Source organism: Collinsella sp. AM36-4AA (assembly GCF_003467795.1).
Classification (GTDB): domain Bacteria; phylum Actinomycetota; class Coriobacteriia; order Coriobacteriales; family Coriobacteriaceae; genus Collinsella.
In genome coordinates this window covers 44273-63237 of the sequence record NZ_QSHS01000010.1, presented here as the reverse complement: position 1 = coordinate 63237, position 18965 = coordinate 44273, and the positions used below count along the sequence as shown (strand labels likewise).

At 58.7% G+C, this 18965-nt stretch carries 16 protein-coding genes; 15 read left to right on the top strand and 1 reads right to left on the bottom strand.

What is annotated here, in order from left to right:
- The first annotated feature begins 243 nt into the window (after positions 1–243).
- From DW850_RS04830 to ligA, 12 genes are all read left to right on the top strand, one after another.
- Positions 244–1497, top strand: a complete 1254-nt coding sequence (locus tag DW850_RS04830; RefSeq protein WP_117583367.1) for an ATP-binding protein — start codon at positions 244–246, stop codon at positions 1495–1497.
- A 541-nt stretch (positions 1498–2038) separates the two neighbouring features.
- Positions 2039–2731, top strand: a complete 693-nt coding sequence (locus DW850_RS04825) for a GntR family transcriptional regulator (RefSeq protein WP_117583366.1) — start codon at positions 2039–2041, stop codon at positions 2729–2731.
- A gap of 124 nt (positions 2732–2855) precedes the next feature.
- Positions 2856–3878, top strand: a complete 1023-nt coding sequence (locus tag DW850_RS04820) for a LacI family DNA-binding transcriptional regulator (protein WP_158549297.1) — start codon at positions 2856–2858, stop codon at positions 3876–3878.
- Between the two features lie 42 nt (positions 3879–3920).
- Positions 3921–4415 (top strand): type II toxin-antitoxin system RelB/DinJ family antitoxin, encoded by a 495-nt coding sequence (locus DW850_RS04815; RefSeq protein WP_117583364.1) that lies wholly within the window; start codon positions 3921–3923, stop codon positions 4413–4415.
- Positions 4402–4773, top strand: a complete 372-nt coding sequence (locus DW850_RS04810) for a DUF86 domain-containing protein (protein WP_117628961.1) — start codon at positions 4402–4404, stop codon at positions 4771–4773. The genes DW850_RS04815 and DW850_RS04810 overlap by 14 nt, the downstream gene beginning before the upstream one ends.
- Positions 4774–4906: 133 nt before the next feature.
- Positions 4907–6244, top strand: coding sequence for a glutamine synthetase family protein (locus DW850_RS04805; RefSeq protein ID WP_117786397.1), 1338 nt, complete (start codon positions 4907–4909; stop codon positions 6242–6244).
- A gap of 50 nt (positions 6245–6294) precedes the next feature.
- Positions 6295–6957, top strand: coding sequence for a response regulator transcription factor (locus DW850_RS04800; protein WP_117583361.1), 663 nt, complete (start codon positions 6295–6297; stop codon positions 6955–6957).
- 184 nt (positions 6958–7141) lie between these two features.
- Positions 7142–7729 carry a hypothetical protein gene (locus DW850_RS04795; RefSeq protein ID WP_117786396.1) on the top strand — a complete coding sequence of 196 codons (588 nt, stop codon included), beginning with the start codon at positions 7142–7144 and terminating at the stop codon, positions 7727–7729.
- 547 nt (positions 7730–8276) lie between these two features.
- Positions 8277–8633, top strand: coding sequence for a hypothetical protein (locus tag DW850_RS10120; protein ID WP_117648531.1), 357 nt, complete (start codon positions 8277–8279; stop codon positions 8631–8633).
- A 3-nt stretch (positions 8634–8636) separates the two neighbouring features.
- Positions 8637–9221, top strand: a complete 585-nt coding sequence (locus DW850_RS04790; protein ID WP_117628960.1) for a hypothetical protein — start codon at positions 8637–8639, stop codon at positions 9219–9221.
- Positions 9222–9393: 172 nt separating this feature from the next.
- Positions 9394–10857, top strand: coding sequence for a S1C family serine protease (locus DW850_RS04785; protein WP_117786395.1), 1464 nt, complete (start codon positions 9394–9396; stop codon positions 10855–10857).
- Positions 10858–11106: 249 nt separating this feature from the next.
- Positions 11107–13335: an NAD-dependent DNA ligase LigA gene (gene ligA / locus DW850_RS04780; RefSeq protein ID WP_117583357.1), complete on the top strand. Its 2229-nt coding sequence runs from the start codon at positions 11107–11109 to the stop codon at positions 13333–13335.
- Positions 13336–13490: 155 nt separating this feature from the next.
- Here the strand turns inward: ligA and DW850_RS04775 are convergent, their stop codons facing one another.
- Complete coding sequence (locus tag DW850_RS04775) at positions 13491–14837, bottom strand: MATE family efflux transporter (RefSeq protein WP_117583356.1); 1347 nt, start codon at positions 14835–14837, stop codon at positions 13491–13493.
- Between the two features lie 316 nt (positions 14838–15153).
- Here DW850_RS04775 and DW850_RS04770 point away from each other — a divergent pair, with 316 nt between their 5' ends.
- The 3 genes from DW850_RS04770 to mobB all read left to right on the top strand — a co-directional run bounded on the left by DW850_RS04770 (position 15154) and on the right by mobB (position 18782).
- Positions 15154–16191: a hypothetical protein gene (locus DW850_RS04770; RefSeq protein WP_117583355.1), complete on the top strand. Its 1038-nt coding sequence runs from the start codon at positions 15154–15156 to the stop codon at positions 16189–16191.
- A 235-nt stretch (positions 16192–16426) separates the two neighbouring features.
- Complete coding sequence (moaA, locus tag DW850_RS04765; RefSeq protein ID WP_233540618.1) at positions 16427–17482, top strand: GTP 3',8-cyclase MoaA; 1056 nt, start codon at positions 16427–16429, stop codon at positions 17480–17482.
- Between the two features lie 4 nt (positions 17483–17486).
- Entirely contained in the window at positions 17487–18782 is a 1296-nt protein-coding gene (gene mobB, locus DW850_RS10505) for a molybdopterin-guanine dinucleotide biosynthesis protein B (protein WP_117583354.1), read from the top strand.
- The last annotated feature ends 183 nt before the right edge of the window (positions 18783–18965 follow it).

The following is an 18965-nucleotide window of genomic DNA, read 5'->3' as shown; positions in this document are numbered from 1 at the left end:
TTGTGTCCAAGAAATGGGAGGCAGTTCATACGAGCTCGGGGCTCTTTTCGTTTGGATTTCAGACGTATTGACAGACGAAAACAGTCTGCGTCCGGTATTGAGCCATACGAAAGCGAAATTATGCGTCTTAATTCCGTACGCAAATCAAGACGAAAACAGTTTGCGTCTTATATAAATCAGTACGCAAACGGTTTTCGTCTTATAATACGGTTATGAATGGTACGAAACGAGGGGGTTGTGCATATGGTTGTTAGAGAGAGCCCTACAGTCGAATACAAGGAAAGCGTTACGCCGACGTTTCTTAAAACGGTGAGCGCCTATGCAAACTATGGGACGGGCAAGATTGAGTTTGGCGTTGATGACGAGGGCGTGGTTGTCGGCCTTGCAGATCCGGTCGCAGAGTGTCTCCGCATCGAGAACATGATTAATGACAGCTTGGACCCCGCTCCCCGTTACACGCTCGAGCCCGATGAGAAACACGGGACCGTAATCCTTACGGTTTATGAGGGACAGGACAAACCCTATCGAAGCAAGGGAAAGGCCTACAGGCGAAACGATTCGGCAACGGTGGAGGTCGACCGGTTTGAGTATGGCAGGCTGACGCTCGAAGGCAGCAACGTAACGTTCGACGCGCTCACGTCGGCTCGCCAGGACTTGAGCTTTCATACGCTCGAGCATAAGTGTGTTGAACACCTCGGCATTTCCGAGCTAACGTCGGATATCTTGCGTACGCTCCGCTTGCTCGGCAAGGATGGCTATACCAATGCCGCGGCGATTTTAGCGGATAAGAATGATTTTCCAGGCATCGACTGCGTCCGTTTTGGCGATACCGAGGATGTGATCTTGGATCGCGAGGCGGCGACAAATGTATCCGCAATTGAGCAGGCGGACAGGGCGGTGGCTATGTTTGCACGCTACTACCGTTATGAGCGTATCGAAGGGATGGAGCGCGTCCAAACCGATCGAATTCCTCTTGAGGCATTCCGCGAAGCTGTTGCAAACGCTTTAGTGCATCGGACGTGGGACGTTCGAGCGAACGTTCAAATTGCCCTGTACGATGATCGCGTCGTTGTGACCTCCCCCGGATCGCTGCCCGCCGGTTTGACGACGGAACAATACCTGTATGGGCAGATATCCGTGCTCAGAAACCCCATCGTTGCAGAGGCCTTCTTAAAGCTGGATTACATCGAGAAATTTGGTACGGGAATTGCGCGCATTAGACGTGCCTATCGCGATTCGATCAATCAACCAATTTTTGATGTTCGCGGCGGCATGGTGGCCGTCACATTGCCCGTTACCGATGCCTTTGAAGGGTCCGAGGAAGAGGTCCAGGTTCTCAAGGCCTTGTCGGGCGGGCGAATTATGTCGCGAAGCGAGATTGAAAAACAGACGGGGCTGAGCCGCATGCGGACGTTGGCGGCACTCGAATCTCTGCTTGAACGGAATGCAATCGTAAGGCAGGGAACCGGGCGGGCCACGAAATACGAGCGCTCATAGTCCAAAAGAGCCATGGTACAAGACGGACCCCAAGCCAGCGTTGGCTTGGGGTCCGTTATATCCCGGATGGTAATGGGCCGATTATTGTCAAGTTATAGCAAAGTACAGCGACGTACAGCAAAGTATAGTGAGATATAGCAAGCCGTATAGCGCGCCTTGATTTTCAACCCTTGATTATCAACCGTCCGTATTTCACAGCAACTTATAACAGGCTCGGGGTGCCAATTTGGGGTGCAGTAGTGCTGCGCCACGAAAAGGGCCTATCTACTACGTTTAAGCCGCAGGGGTCAACCATAGTCGGTTTTTTCGAAAATCGACAAGCTGTCTACCTGCGGTTTTGTTTTCACGGTTTTCGGTATGGCCGAGGCTATCCGTGTTAACGTAATAGATGGGCCACTTTTGTGGCAAGGGGGGCCGATCTGCGGGCCAGGGTAGCTAAAAGAGCCCCGTCCCAAAAAGACTGATTGGGAGCTGGGGCGTGTCGATGCGATAGTATTACGTGGTGAAATTCGACAAACCGTGAGCTTCATCCGAGGGCTTTATGGAACAACACCAGCATAATCAGAGCCTGCAAGATCAGGCATACAACGCATTGCGCTCCAAGATCATCTATGCCGAGCTCAAGCCCGGCACGCGCCTTTCGGCGATTGGTCTGGAAAAGGAGACGGGAATCGGGCGCACGCCCATTCGCGAGTCTTTTGTGCGCTTGCGTGAGCAGGAGCTGGTGGAAACGCGTCCCAAAAGCGGCACCTATGTCTCAAAAATCAGCATGGAGCGCGCCGAGAACGCCTGTTTCTTGCGCGAGAAACTCGAGAGAAGCGTGCTCATTAAATGCTGCTCTGCCGTCACGCCCGAGCAAAAGCAGCGGCTCGAGCGGATTCTTGCCGAGTCCGAGTCGCTCGACCATAGCGAAACGCGTCGCTTTTTCGATCTGGACAACCTGTTCCATGAGACGTGTTTTGAGATTGCCGGCCGCCACATGTTGTGGGATTGGATGAAGAGCGTCAACACACATTTTGAGCGATACAACTGGTTGCGTATGGTGTCGCAGGATCTGGATTGGGAGCCGATTCGTCGGCAGCATCGCCGAATTCTCGAGGCCATTAAGAAGGGCGATACCGACGCGGCGAGCTACCTGGCAGAGACGCACCTGCATCTGATGCCCGAGGAACAGGGCCCGGTTATCGCCTTGCATCCCGACTACTTTGAGCTGTCGAAAGACTCGTCAATCTAGCCCATCGCCGCATCTGCTCGAGACACAAAAACGATGCTGCTCACCTACAGCGTTTTGCAACCGAGATTTTTAAAAAATGCCTAAAATGGCTCAGATTGCTGACAATTGGGAAACGGGGTGCGCTATGGCGCAGATGAGGATTAAGGACATTGCCGCCGAGGCGGGCGTGAGCCCGGCCACGGTCTCGCGCTATCTCAATAACCGCCCCGGGCAGATGACCGAGGAGACCCGCGCCCGCATCGCGGCGGTTATCGAGCGCACCGGCTATCGCCCACGTGCCGCCGCACGCAATCTGCGCAGCTCGCGCGCCAACCTCATCGGCGTAATCTTGGCCGACATCGCCAACCCGTTCTCCAGCGCCATGCTCGAAGGGCTTTCCGCCAGCGCCGCCGCGCGCGGCTGCTCGCTCATGACGGCCATTAGCGGCAACGACCCCGCCAAGGAAGCGGAGTCGCTCACCAGACTTATCGATGCCGGCGTGGACGGCCTGGTCGTCAACACCTGCGGAGGCAATGACGAGGCGATCGCCGCGGCAGCGGGACGCCTACCCGTTGTGCTGCTCGACCGCGATGTTGCCGATGGCGGCATCGATCTGGTGACATCTAACAACCGTGAGCTGGTCGCCGGCCTGGTAGACGCCTTGGCTGCTGCGGGCAGCGAGCGTCTGTGCCTGCTTACCGAGGCAAGCGATGACAGCCCCGTGCGTCGTGAGCGCGCTGAGGCGTTTGCCGACGAGCTCTCGCGCCGCGGCCTGGCCGGCGAGGTCGTCACCTTGGCGGACGGTGGTGCCGAGGGTGTCAGTCGCCTGGACGAGACCATCCGCGGCTATGCGGGTAAAAAGCTCGGCCTCATTGCCGTCAACGGCCTGGTCTTCCTGCGCCTGACCGAGGCACTGGCGCAGCTGGGTCCCTCGCTGCCGGCGGGCCTTAAGATCGCAACGTTTGACGATTACCCCTGGAACCACGTGCTCTTTGGCGGTGTGACCACGGCCGCGCAAGACACCCACACCATCGCCGAGCGCGTAATCGAGCGTCTGTCCGAGCGCATCGACGTCGTTACCACTACGGTGGGCGACGCCGCAAAGCTCGCCCCCAAGCGCATCGAGATCCCCGGTCACATCGAACACCGCGCTTCGACCTCGCGCTAGTCTGTGTGATATTATATAGACAATGTCATACAGGAGGTATCCATGGCTGCGTCTGTGCTGAGTGTTCGAGTGGACTCGTCAATTAAAGATTCATTTGCCGAGCTGTGCGAAGAACTCGGCATGACTTCGTCCGTTGCGGTCAATATGTTCATGAGGCAGATGTTGCGCGAGCGCTCGCTGCCGTTTGTGCCTTCACTCGGTAAAAGCTCTGCGAGCGAAAGCGCCGCAGCGGGCATTTTGGATACCGCTCAGATTGAGTCCGCCGTCCGCGAGGCAGCCAGCCCGATTCCCGCCATCAAAACCGTGATCCTATTTGGATCGTATGCCCGTGGCGAGGCGCGTGCAGATAGTGATATCGACTTGCGCCTCGAAGTCGATCGCGAGCAGGGCTTTGGTCTTTTTGCGTTGTCGGCGTTTGGCGAGGCAGTGCGCAAGGAAACCGGAAGGCAGGTGGACCTTGTCTCGAGCGATTATCTTGATGACGATCTTGCCGCGGTAATCGAGCGCGAAGGAGTGATCCTTTATGATCGCGCGTAAGTCAGACGGCCTCCGCGCCCAAGAGGTCTTGGAGGCCATCGCTGAAACGAACGAGCGCATCAAGGCTTTTGATATCACCGAGGACCAGTTTCTGCATGCGAATGACGTGCGGACGAGGGCGTTGGCGGACTCCCTTTTGATGTGCGCGCTTAGGGTGACGGAAGAAGCGGGCAAGTTGTCGGAACGCTCGCAGCGGCTTCATCCCGAAATTGAGTGGCGTGGAATTATCGGCATGAGAAATTACCTCGCGCATGATTACGGCAATGTCGACCGATCGGTTGTTTGGGATGCGGTGACGATGGAGTTTCCGGCGCTGGAACGAGCGTGTAGGCAAATTGTTTCCGAATCCGAGCGATAATCACTTGTCATACCAGCCTGTTCACACACGTTTTTTGAGCGCTTGATACGCTTTAACCCTGCGGAAACATTTTTCTGCGATAGTATCTGCGATATAGACCAGTCGAAACCCGCCCGAAAGAAAGGGGAGCGACATGAACCAGCAGAACATCGATTACGTACTCCGCTCCGTAGAGCAGCGTGATATCCGCTTTGTGCGTCTGTGGTTTGTCGACATTCTCGGCCGCCTCAAAAACTTTGCTATTAGCCCCGAGGACCTCGAGGTCGCATTTGAGGAGGGCATTGGCTTTGACGGCTCGGCCATCGAGGGCTTTGCCACGCCCGAGGAAGCCGATATGCTGGCGTTCCCCGATGCCTCGACCTTCCAGATTCTGCCGTGGCGCCCGAGCCACAACGGCGTCGCCCGCGTGTTCTGCGACGTGTGCACTCCCGATCGCAAGCCGTTTGCCGGCGACCCGCGCGATGCCCTGCGCCGCATGTTCCGCAAGGCCGAGAAGGCTGGCTATCTGCTCAACGTGGGCGCTGAGCTGGAGTATTACTACTTCCCCGACGAGCACACGCCCGAGCCGCTCGACAACGTGGGCTACTTCGATCTTTCGGTGAGCGATGCCGCTCGCGACCTGCGTCGTAACACGGTCCTCACGCTCGAGAAGATGTCCGTGCCCGTGGAGTACACCTTCCACGCCGCCGGTCGCTCACAGCACGGCATGAGCCTGCGCCACGCCGAGGCCCTGAGCATGTCCGACGCCATTACCACGGCCAAGCTCATCATTAAGCAGCAGGCTTACGAGAGCGGCTGCCACGCCTCCTTTATGCCCAAGCCGCTGGCGGGCGAGGACGGCAGCGCCATGTTTTTGCATCAGTCGCTGTTCGACCATGACGGCAACAACGTCTTTTGGGGCGAGGGCGACGAGAAGTACCATCTCTCCGACGTCGCCAAGCACTATATGGCCGGTATCTTGGCGCACGCGCGCGAGATTAGCGCCATCACCAACCCCACGGTCAATTCGTACAAGCGCATCACCACGGGCGGCGACTCCGTGCCGCAGTACGCCACGTGGGGCCTGCGCAACCGCGCAAGCATGATCCGCATCCCGGTCTACAAGCCCGGCAAGCAGCTTTCCACACGCATTGAGCTTCGCAGCCCCGATCCCATGGCTAACCCGTATCTGGTCAACGCCGTCACGCTGGCGGCTGGTCTCGACGGCATCGAGCGCAAGCTGGAGCTCCCGCCCGAGGCCACGGCCGAGACGCTCAAGCTCAACGACCGCCAGATGCTCGAGGCCGGTTATACGCCGCTGCCGCGCTCGCTCAAAGAGGCGCTCGACGTGTTTGAGGACTCGCAGTTTATGAAGGATGCCCTCGGCGAGCACATCCATAGCTTCTTCCTCAAAAAGAAGCGCGACGAGTGGCATAAGTTTGAGTCCACGATCACCGAATGGGAGATCAAGCACTACCTGGCGAACTCCTAATCGCGCTGGCTTGTCCCAGTACGATTGAGCTCATTTCTTTGGAGGCCGATATGTCCGAAAAGAGTGCCCTGTTCATGGCGCGCACGACGCGCTTCCACGAGTTTGCCCGCAGCTTGACGACCACCCTGGGTGTCGAGGTGAGTCTGGCCACCCCCGATTCGCCAACTGCGGCGCACGACTTTGACCTGCTGATCCTCGATTCCGATGGCATCCGCAGCGACCGCATCGATCAGATTGCCAAGTGGCTCGACGATCGCGGCGGTGTTCCCATGCTGGTGATCGTCGACGACGAGGCGCTCGGCACCCTGCGCCTGCCGAATCATGCGCATGCCGACTTTGTATGTCCCACGGCGACGCCCAACGAGCTCAAGGCTCGTGCACAGCGTCTGATGGGCGAGGAGGAGCCCGTCGCCTCCGATGATGTGCTCAACATCGATAACCTTGAGATCAACCTGGCCACCTACCAGGTGACACTCGATAGCGAGCCCATTGACCTGACGCTGATGGAGTACTCGCTGCTGAGTTTTTTGGCGACGCATCCCAACCGCGCCTACAGCCGCGAGGTACTGCTGCACCGCGTGTGGGGCTTTGAGTACTGCGGCGGTACGCGCACCGTCGACGTGCATATCCGACGCATCCGCTCCAAGGTGGGCCCGCAGATCGCGGCGCACATCACCACCGTCCGCGGCGTGGGCTATCTGTTTAAGGACTAGCAAGTAAATAGAGGGCAATGTGAGGGTACCGGAGATTTCTCCAGTACCCTTTTCTCGTTTAGGGCGAAAAGAAGACCTTTCACCGATTAAAAGTGTGTCAGTAAAAACAATATCAAACGTATAACACTATCTAGAGAATATCATTTAGTTACCGTATCTCCCTACTACACGGATGGAGGAAGAAATGCGTTATTCGAGAAAGGTGATTGTCGGATTCATAGTGTTGCTTGCCGCCCTGATGTCTCCAAGGTTGGTTTTTGGAGACGACGACTTGGTCCGTGTCACACCGCAAATAGCTGTGGAGCAAGCGCAGGCTTTCTTTGATGATGTATCGGATGAGCCGGTGACCGCTTGTGACCCAGTAAAAATGGTGAATTCCGATGGGGAATCAATCGGGTATATCGTTCGTGCGAAGCGGGATGACGTTAACTATGGCTACGTCGTATTTGATTCAGAGCGATCTTGGTGGATCAGCGAATACTGCTTGGCTCCGAACGCTCTTTTACCTATCGAGAGTGCAAGCGAAGAAATTGCACTCCTCGCATCCTCGGATAACGTCGTTGCGTTAAAGATTGACGAGCTAACTGTTGGCGTTGCCGACTTAGATAAAAACATTGTTTTAGACGCAAGTGGAAAAAAGTACCAAATAAATTGTCCTCGGGAGGCAATCGCAGCGGATCGCCGGAACATTTCGATGACGTTTTTGTATCTGCCAAGGATTTGTATAAACAGGGATATGTTGTTGATGCGAGCAAAACGGTTTCGGGAATAATAACGCCAACGCAAACAGAAGTTATCAAAGAAACGGGGACTTATGCTTGCGCTGTTTCGGCAATGTTTGCAGTTAGCAGTCACTATGTGACTTTGAACCGCCTTAAATTGTCCGATTTATACTCGGAGCTTTGGAGGCTGTCGGGGACATGGGAAGAAGAAGAAAAGAAATATGATCAAGCGACTGGTCTGTACTTTACTCAAGGCAAGACTTCTCCTGATAAACCCGCTCCGGCCTTAAAGGAGTTTTGTGCAAGACGAGGCAAGGAGCTTGAGACGTCATTCGTTTGGTATCCGTCATGGGATTCCTTTAGGGTGAATACCGACTCGGGGAATCTGAGTATTTTCTCTGGAAGGCTCCGGTCAAATGGCAGCGGGCACGCAATGGCAGTTGTGGGCTACGTGGCAATGCATAACACATACTCGAATGCCAAGAAGTACCTGCTTGTTGTTTGGAATGGATGGACAAACCAGCTACAGTTTCTTCCATATGACGTATCAATTTACACGTCTCACGATGGCACATATTGCAAGGGTTGATTGTACTCGTGAACGGCGACAAGTTCATTCGAAGGGCAATGCTCCTATTGGTGCTTTCCTTTGCTTTGCTCACCGCAGCGAGCTTCTTTCTGTTAAGGGCGACTAATGGGGGAGAAAACGACACGGTTGTTGCAGTCGAGGTGCGCGCTCTATCGGATGTTCATAACGGGCAATTTGAGGCGCTTATGCCAAGTGGTTGCCGTAAGAGAATCGATATGCGCCGTAAGTCAAGTTCCGGATATGTCTCAGGGTTGAAAGCAGGTGATAAATGGATTCTAGTTTTTGTGGAAGATAAGGAACTTGACGGGACTGTTCTGTATCCCCATTCAGCTGAGAAAGTCAAATCAAGTAGACAAGGGGAATGAAGAATGATTGATAGAAAGCAGTTCTTAGGTCTGATGGCGGGGGCTCCTATTTTGATGCGAGCCGGGATGGCAGAAGCCGTGGAGTTGCCGGACGCTCAGAAGCGATTGACGCTCGTGGTCGACACGGTGGTCAGAGATGAAAATGGCAATGAAAAAACGCGAACAAGAAGCAGAGAGACTATTTTCACGCCAGAGAGCAAAACTGTGTCTGCCGACGCTATGGCCGGTGATGTCATAACAATCCAGAGGGAATCAGATGAAACGTTGCCGCTGCTTGCCAAGATTGAGCTCACAGTCGCTTATTATAACGATAAAACAGAAATTGAGATTCGTTCCGGAAAGTACTCGATAGTCCAAATCGATCCGCTTGTGATGTATGCAAACGCTTGGTATGCGCTCATGCAGAAAGATAAATATGTGATGAACTACTTCGCAGAAGGCGAAGCATCATATGAAACGGGGTGGGGGCCAACGCCATACGACGCGGAGAAGGATAAGTGGACGTGCGGATCAGGCATGGGCGCGACGATTACGGACTTCATTAACGATTCAACATATAGCTTTGCTATCGACTGTTATATCGAATAGACATGACGGCATAAAACGAATTGGCCTATAAGCATGTCATTACTTAAGCAAAGCTGAAATCTTGGCATCTAGTGCTCGGGACTGCCCAGCTTGGGGTACAACTCAACGTGAACAATGATGGCCCGCCACATGTTTGGCGGGCCTTTGGTTATTTGACGAAAGGATCGCAGCTATGAGCGAGTACGATTCCCAGCGTCCCCAGGATGCGGGCAACGCCGGCGAGACCCAGCAGCAGCCGCGCGTGCAGGTGGAGTCGACGCCTGCCGATGGCAGTAACATTCCTTACGTGCAGGCCTACGACACGCAGACCGGAAAGCCGCTGGGCAGCCAGCAGGTTGTAAACAAGCACACCGTGGTCAAGACTAAGACCAAAAAGCTGCCGATCTTTATTACGGCGCTCGCCGGCTGTGCATGCGGCGCCCTGCTGGTCATTGCGCTCATTATGAGTGGCACGCTCAACATTGGCAGCGGAAAGAATGCCGTGACGGCGGGTGCTTCGGGTTCATCGACGCAAAAGATTACGATCGACTCCGAGGACACCACGCTGGCCGAGGCCGTCTCTGCCAAGGCGCTGCCCTCCGTGGTTTCCATTACCGCCACTTCGAGCGGCGGCCAGAATGGCTCGCTTTCGCAGTCTGCCGACGAGTCGGACGGCTCGGGCAGCGTCGGTTCGGGCGTTGTGCTCGATACCGAGGGCCACATCCTCACCAACAACCACGTGGTCGATGGCTATGACCAGTACGTGGTGACCATGGACGACGGCACCACCTACGAGGCCGAGTTCGTGGGCAACGATGCTTCGAGCGACCTAGCCGTCATCAAGCTCAAGGATGCTGACGCCTCTAAGCTCACGCCGATCGAGATCGGCGACTCTTCCAAGCTCAACGTGGGCGAGTGGGTCATGGCGATCGGCTCGCCGTTCGGCAACGAGCAGTCTGTCTCCACGGGTATCGTGTCGGCGCTGTATCGCTCCACGGCCATGAGCTCTACCAACGGTAACACCATCTATGCCAACATGATCCAGACCGATGCCGCCATCAACCCGGGCAACTCCGGCGGCGCGCTCGTTAACGACAACGGTGAGCTGGTGGGTATCAACTCGCTCATCGAGAGCTACTCGGGCTCCAGCTCGGGCGTGGGCTTTGCCATTCCCGTTAACTATGCCAAGAACATTGCCGACCAGATCATCGACGGCAAGACGCCGGTTCATCCGTACCTGGGCGCCACGCTTTCGAGCGTCAACGCGCTCAATGCTCGCACTAACAAGCTGAGCACCGATAGCGGCGCGTACGTGGCAAGCGTCGTCGAGGACGGTCCTGCCGCCAAGGCCGGCATCCAAGAGGGCGATGTCATTACCAAGCTGGGCGACGACGAGATTACGAGCGCCGATGGCCTGATCATCGCGCTGCGCAGCCACGAGGTGGGCGAGAAGGTCGAGATCACGCTCATGCGCGGCAAGGAAGAGAAGAAGGTTACCGTCGAGCTGGGCTCCGACGAGGAGCTGCAGAACCAGCAGCAGGACGACAGCGCGACCGACACCGGCAACGGCGGTATTACCGACGAACAGCTGCGCCAGTACCTGGAGGAGCTGCTGGGCCAGCAGGGCCAGGGTCAAGGCTACGGTCAGGGTTACTAGCGAGCCGTTTCGCACATATCGAGGCCAGGGGGGGGCTGTCCCATCAACGTGGGACAGCCCTTTTTTCTTATTGATCCGTTGGGGACGGAGGAAAACGGATCATTTGGAACTGACAGGGGCATGGTTTGATCGCGCGATCCACCCCAGTCTGGCGGCTGCCGATTCGGTGCGGTTCGAGACCGCTATTCGGCCTCATTGCGACCGGTGGTACTCTAGTATCCGTTTGAAATCGAGCGAAGGAGTGCCGCTATGGAGCAATCGAGCCTGTTTGGTGACGGCGTGGACATCGATACCGAAACGCCCGCGAGCACGGATACCGCCGTACCGGCCGATGCCCGTGCCCAGGCGGCAGCGCGTGCGGCCGAGCTGCGCCACGAGCTCGATTACCACGCCTATCGCTACTACATGCTCGATGCGCCCGAGATCACGGACGCCGCCTTTGACAAGATGCTCGTTGAGCTGCAGGAAATTGAGGCCACCTACCCCGACCTGGTGACGCCCGACAGCTATACCCAGCGCGTGGGCGGGTACGTGAGCGAGCAGTTTACGCCGGTCACGCATATGGCGCGCATGTATTCCATGGACGATGCCATGGATCTGGACGAACTCGACGCGTGGCTCCAGCGCACCGAGGATGCGCTCGGTGCCGGCAGCGTCACCTATACCTGCGAGCTTAAGATCGACGGCCTGGGCGTGGCGCTTACCTACCAAAACGGCACCTTCGTACGCGCAGCCACACGCGGCGATGGCACCACGGGCGAGGACGTGTCGCTCAACGTCCGTACCATCAAGGATGTGCCCATGCACCTGTCCGAGCCGGCGCTCGCCCACATGGGCGCCGACCGCGAGCGCACCATCGAGGTCCGTGGCGAGGTCTATATGCCCAAGGGCAGCTTTGTGCGCCTGAACGACGAGGCCGATGCCGAGGGGCGCGACCCCTTCGCCAACCCGCGCAACGCTGCCGCCGGCAGCCTGCGCCAAAAGGACCCCAAGGTCACGGCGCGCCGCGATCTCGCTACCTTTATCTATGCCATCGCCGATACCGATCCGCTGCACGTCCACAGCCAGCGCGAGTTCCTCGATTGGCTGCGTAGCGCCGGCTTTAGCGTCAACCCTAACGTGGCTCGCTGTGCCACACCCGCCGAGGTCCACGAGTTCTGTGCCCAGGCGCTCGAACACCGCGGTGACCTGGACTACGACATCGACGGCGTGGTCGTAAAGGTCGACAGCTTCCAGCAGCAGCTCGACCTGGGCTTTACCGCCCGCGCACCGCGCTGGGCCATCGCCTTTAAGTTCCCGCCCGAGGAAAAGCAGACCGTCCTGCGCGAGATTCGCATCCAGGTGGGCCGCACCGGTGTGCTCACACCGGTCGCCGAGTTCGACCCGGTGACGGTTGCCGGCTCCACCATCGCGCGCGCCACGCTGCACAACATCGACGAGATCCGTCGCAAAAACGTGCGCGAGGGCGACACTATCATCGTGCACAAGGCGGGCGACGTGATTCCCGAGGTCGTAGGTCCGGTGCTCGATAAACGCCCGGCCGATTCGGTCGACTGGCACATGCCCGAGGTCTGCCCCGTGTGCGGTAGCCCCGTGGTCCACGAGGATGGCGAGGTTGCCTACCGCTGCGTGTCCATCGACTGTCCCGCACAGCTCAAGGAGCGCCTGCTTCACTGGGTAAGCCGCGGCTGCATGGACGTCGACGGCCTGGGCGACGAGATCGTCGACAAGATGATCGCTGCCGGCCTGATCCACGATGTCGCGGACTTCTACCAGCTCACGGTCGACGACATCGCAGGCCTGGACACAGGGCGCGTGTACGCTAGCTCCAACAGCAAAAAGGGCGTCAAGAAGGGCGACCCCATCCCGGTGGGCCTCAAGACGGCCGAGAAAATCATCGCCGAGCTCAACAAGTCCAAGAGCCAGCCGCTCGGTCGCGTGCTGTTTGCCCTGGGCATCCGCCACGTGGGCAAGAGCGTGGGCGAGGTCATCGCCGAGCGATTCCTGTCGATTGATAAGCTCATCTTGGCGAGTGAAGAGGACATCGCCGAGTGCGAGGGCATCGGTCCCAAGATTGCGGCGAGCGTCAAGCAGTTCCTGGCCGTGCCCGAAAACCTTGCCGTGCTGGAGCGTTTGCGCCAGGCGGGTCTGTCGCTCGAGGTCGACTTGGGCGCCGCGCATGCACAAGCCGCAGCCGACGCGGGCGTGGCGGGCGAGCTCGCCGATGCACAACCGCTCGCGGGTCTGACCTTCGTGCTCACCGGCACGCTCGTCAACCGCACCCGCGACGAGGCAGGCGCGGCGCTCAAGGTGCTCGGCGCCAAGGTCTCGGGCAGCGTGTCCAAGAAGACGAGCTATCTGGTTGCCGGCCCCAAAGCGGGCTCCAAGCTCACCAAAGCCGAGCAGCTGGGCGTACCCGTGCTGGACGAGGACGCCCTCGAGCAGATCCTGGCGACTGGTCAGGTGCCGGAGGCTTAAGGCGTCGATAACCAAATTGAAGAACCGCCCGGAAGCACGATGCCTTCCGGGCGGTTCTTACTTTGCTGGGGCAACCGGCACCGTGATCTGCGTCACGTAGGTTGCCGGGTCGTCGCTGATGATGTCATCGATCAGGGCAATCTCGCGTTGCCCCGCTACGCCACCAACTTGTCAAAAGCCCCGCGGCGGTTGAGTACGGTAAATGCAATCACGCAAATGACCGCCGACAGAATGGACCCGCACGGCGAAGCGATGCCCATGGGAAACAACGTATCGGAATAGGCGTTCGACAGCAGCCACGCGCCCGGCACGCGAATGAGCGCCACCGCCAGCACGTTGTGCGCAAAGCCGATGTAGCTCTTGCCGTATGCAGCGAAAAAGCCGCTAAAGCAAATGTGGATGCCGGCAAAAATCGCGTCGAAAATGTAGCTGCGCATATAGCCGGTGCCGGCGGCGACTACTGCAGCGTCCTTGGCAAAAAAGCCGATAAACGCCGGCGCCACCAGCCACATCAGCACCGTGATCAGGCAGCCGTACACTACCGAGATCGTCATGGCGTCCTTGAGCACCTGACGCGCGCGGTCGCCCTTGCCCGCGCCGGCGTTTTGCGCCGTGAGTGCGCTGACGGTGGCGCCCATGGAACTCGGCACAATGAATAAAAAGCTGATCATCTTCTCGACCAGGCCCACGGCGGCGGCGTCGACGAGCCCTCGGTGGTTGGCGATGACGGTGATAAACATAAACGCCACCTGGATGCAGCCGTCCTGTACGGCCACGGGCACGCCGATCTTAAGAATGCTGCCGAGCACCTCGGGCTGGGGACGCAGGTCGCTGCGCTTAACGTGAATGTTCGTGCGGCGGCTCTTGAGCCACACGAGCGCAAGGGCAACGCTTGCCGTCTGGGCGGTTACCGTGCCGAGTGCCGCGCCTACGGGACCGAGTCCCATGTGGCCGATAAACAGAAAATCGAGTGCGATGTTGATGATGCATGCCACGCCGATCACGTACATGGGCGAGCGCGAATCGCCCAGGCCGCGAAAGATGGCCGAGAGGATGTTGTATGCGGCGATAAACGGAATGCCGACAAAGCAGATGCGCAGGTAGGCGGCAGTGCCTTCGACCGCTTCGACTGGCGTGCCAATGAGTGCCACGATCTGCGGGCACAGTGCGAGCAGGACAGCGGCCAGCACCACCGAGACGCCCATAAAGAGCGTGATGGTGTTGCCGATGGCAGCCTCGGCGCGGTCAAAGCGGCGCGAACCCACGGCGTGGCCGACGATGACCGTCGTTCCCATGGCCAGGCCCACAAGCGCCACGGTAATGATATAGAGCGTCTGCGCGCCATTGCCCACGGCGGTGATGCCGGCAGCGCCGCTAAACTGCCCCATCATGTACAGATCGGCCATGCCGTAGAGCATCTGCAAAAAGTACGAGAGCATATAGGGCAGGGCAAAGACCGCGATGGTCTTGAGGACATTGCCGCGTGTGAGGTCGTGTTCCATGGGCGGGGCTTTCTGGCTGGGTTTGTTTACGTACCAGTGTAGTGAAAACCCTACAACGATTGTAGAGTCAAGGTTTGTGCTGGCATCGGGGTGAAAAAGTCACGCTCCGAGCACAATGCTTTGACCTCTTCGTGCCCCTCACCTCGCCTCAAACCATCACAACATTCGACGTTTTTTGCCAAAAACGGGAAAAGCATCGAATGTTGTGATGGTTTTTCTACCACTCGACCGGGTGGAATCGCTTTCTTGCGCACGAAGGTGTGCGGACCCGTGGGCAGGGGAATAAGGTTGGTTATCCGACTCCATTGGAGGGCTCATGGACCTGCCGATCGTCCTGTCCCATAAGACTGCCTGGCTGTACCACAACGTGGCGCGCCCGTCCGAGCCGCTCTCGCGAGCAAGCAGTCTATACGATGAGGACTCGCTTGCTAACGAGGCGGAGCCGACCGCGAGCCTGCCCAAATTGGGACTCGATGCCAAGGGGCTGAGGGCTTCGACGGCAGTTGGGATCGCTACTGACTATCTGGTTTCGCTTGGTATTCCACGAGAAGAGCTCAATCATATCGATACGCTCGTCAACTTCGATTTTGAGCGCTCGACGCCGGCTGGATTTAGGTGCCATGTGTTTGGGGCGCCGGTACCTCCAGGGCATCTTATCGAGGTGGCAGAGGGCCTTCTGGTGGTTGATGAGGTCATGTGCTTTGTCCAGGCGGGTTCGTGGATGAGCGAGCCCGAGCAGTTGGAATATGGCTACGAAATCTGTGCCCGATACCATCTGAATCATCTGTCGACAGGCGATTATATCGAGATGGGGCAGAGGTATACCGTTGCCGACTTGATTGCCTATTGCAATGAGAACCGATCTCGTCAGGGGGCCATACGCGCGGCCGCCGTGCTCAAGCGCGTGCACGATGGCGCGCGATCGCCCATGGAGACGGCTACCACAATCATGGTCGTAGCAAAACGTTCCCAGGGCGGGCTAGGATACGTCAAGGTTGAGCTCAACCATCGGGTCGATGTTCCCAACGAGTTCAAGTATCTCGCAAAGGCCGGGTTTTTCGAGATCGACGTATATGCGCCTGCGAGCGGTACGGGGATTGAATACAACGGTTCGGACCATCTTGATAAACAGCGCAGCGCGTCGGATGCGGAGCGCATGACCGTGCTGAGCGCGCTGGGCTTTAGGATGATCGTTCTCACCGGGACTCAGTTTGCCCATCAGCTGCAATTGCACCGGGCGATGAACGCCATCGCACTCGCGATAGGCCTTAAGTGCGACCGAAGCGAAGCGTTCCAAAAGCGGCAGAACGACCTGCGAGAATTCGTGATTCGGCACTGGGACAGCGGTCTTTAGGGGCGCTTTGGTCCTTCTGCGGGGCGCTGCGGGTAGGCGTACCATCACAACATTCGACGTTTTTTGCCAAAATCGGGAAAAGCATCGAATGTTGTGATGGTTTGCGTGCTGAGGATGGGCTTGGGAAGCCGGTCTTGCTCGAAGCGACCTGTCCTGTCGTACGGGTGTCGGCAGGATTCTCCCGTGGGGTATTATGTTTTCCGAAGAATAAAACGCCGCGTGAGGGGAGGGCTGCGTGGACGGGCACGTGCAACATGACGGCTTTGGCCGCGATATCAACTACCTGCGCATTGCCGTTACCGACAAGTGCAATTTCCGTTGCATTTACTGCATGCCGGCCGATGGCGTGGCACCCCGCGCACACGATGAGCTTCTCAGCGCCGAGGAGATTGCCCGCTTTGTGCGCTTGGTGGCGGGGGAGGGCATTCGCCGCGTGCGCCTGACGGGCGGCGAGCCGCTGGTCAGCCGCCGTATCATCCCGCTTATTCGCGACATCCGCGCGATCCCGCAGATCGAGGACATCTCGCTTACCACCAACGGCGCCTTGCTGCCCAAGCTGGCGCCGCAGCTCAAAGACGCGGGGCTTAACCGCGTCAACATCTCGCTCGACACGCTCGACCCTACGCTTTTTGGAAAGATCACGCGCCTGGGTCGACTCGAGCAGACCGTGGCTGGCATCGACGCGGCGCTGGCTTGGGGCTTTGAGCCCGTTAAGGTCAACTGCGTTGTGGTGCGCCGACTCAACCAGGATGTGGCGGCTCTCGCGCGTCTGACTATCGACCGTCCCATTCACCTGCGCTTTATCGAATACATGCCTATTGGCGACGAGCACACGAGCTCGCATTGCGCTGTGGACCCGCATGCGCCCGCGCTCAATCCGGCGCTGTGGGATGCGAGCGATACCGTGCCGAGCGACGAGCTGCGGGCGCGCATCAATGCCGGGGCCGCCGCGGTGGGTCTGGGCGAGCTCGAGCCGCTCGACATCAACGACGCTCCTGCCGGTGCGGGCCCTGCGCGCTATTGGCACTTTCCGGGCGCGGTGGGAACGGTCGGCTTTATTAGCGCCATGTCTAAACATTTTTGTGCGAATTGCAACCGTCTGCGCCTGACGGCCGATGGCAACGTGCGTCCGTGCCTGTTCAGCGATGCCGAGTATTCGGTGCGCGACGCCCTGCGCCGTGGTGATGATATGCAGGTACTTTCGATTTGGCGCGATGCCGTCGCCCACAAACCGCAGGAACACGCGATAATTGAGGGCACGCAACGATTTATGTCCCAAATCGGAGGATGATCATATGGCCAAGAGCAGGTACGCCGATGCCACCAAGGCCGCTCGCAGGGCCGCGATGTCTGCCCGCAAAGTCACGGCTGCGGCTGGCGATGCTGTCACTGCCGCACAGCCGACTTCCAGCGCTGCAGCCGAGCCCACCCGTGATGCCCGTCGCGACGAGCTGACGCACGTGGACGCCAAGGGCGAGGTACGCATGGTCGACGTGTCCGACAAGGCCGAGACCCATCGTATCGCCATCGCCGAGGGCACCATCCTCATGCATCCCGAGACGCAAGCCATGGTGCTGCAGGACCGCGCCAAAAAGGGCGACGTGCTTGCCTGCGCGCGCGTGGCGGGCATCATGGCCATCAAGCGCACGAGCGACATCATCCCCATGTGCCATCCGTTGCTCATTACCAAGAGTAAGTGCGACATTGCGCCCATCGCGCCGGCGGGGACGCCCGTCGAGGACGTGCCCGAGGGCTGGGCGCCGTCGCGCGCGGACGGGCAGGTCGGCTTTCATGTGCTGGTCACAGCCGGCGTGACGGGCAAGACCGGTATTGAGATGGAGGCCCTGACCGGCGCGAGCGCCGCGTGCCTGACCATCTATGACATGTGCAAGGCCGTCGATCGCGGCATGGAGATTGTCGACGTGCGCCTGTTGCACAAGGAAGGTGGCCGCTCGGGCGTGTGGGATCGTTCAGAGCGTCAGGCCGCTGCTGCTGAGGCCGTGGCCGCTGACGGTGCCGCGATCGCGAGCGCACCCGTCGCCGTCGCGCCTGCGGCCCTGACCCCGGCCGTCCCCGCGATCGCGTTTATCGGCTACCAAAACTCGGGCAAGACCACGCTCGTCGAGAAGGTCATTGCCGAGCTCACCCGCCGCGGCCTGCGCGTGGGTTCGCTCAAGCATCACGGGCACCACGGCTTTGATATCGACGTGCCCGCTAAGGACACCTGGCGCCATCACCAGGCCGGATCCAAGCACGTGGGCCTCATCTGCGCCACGCGCTGGGCGGAGTACGCCGACACGCGCGAGGAGGACGAGATGCCCGCGCGCGAGCTGCTGTCACGCTACAACGATGTCGACGTGGTGATCATCGAGGGCTACAAGACCGAGGGCTTCGACAACATCGTCGTCGCGCGCTCCGGTGTCGACCGTCTGCGCGGCAAGAGCTCGCTCGACCTGGTCGACGGTCACACGCTAGCCCTTGCCTGCAACGAAGCCCTGGCACGTCAGGCCTTCGACGCCGGCTTTGCGACCCGAGCCATCAACATCAACGACGCCCGAGCCATCTGCGATCTTATCCAAGACCACCTTTAAGGCTTGACGCTGCGCCGGCCCCAAGCACTCCATCTCGCCCCTCAAGCCGTCGCTCGCGTACCAAAGTACGCGTCGCTCCTCTTTCGGGGCGACCTGGGGCACTTGGAACCGGCTCGCTGCGCTGCCATAACATGCCAAAAAGGGACAGGTTTATTTTGGCAGGTTTTATCTGGGCAAACGTCA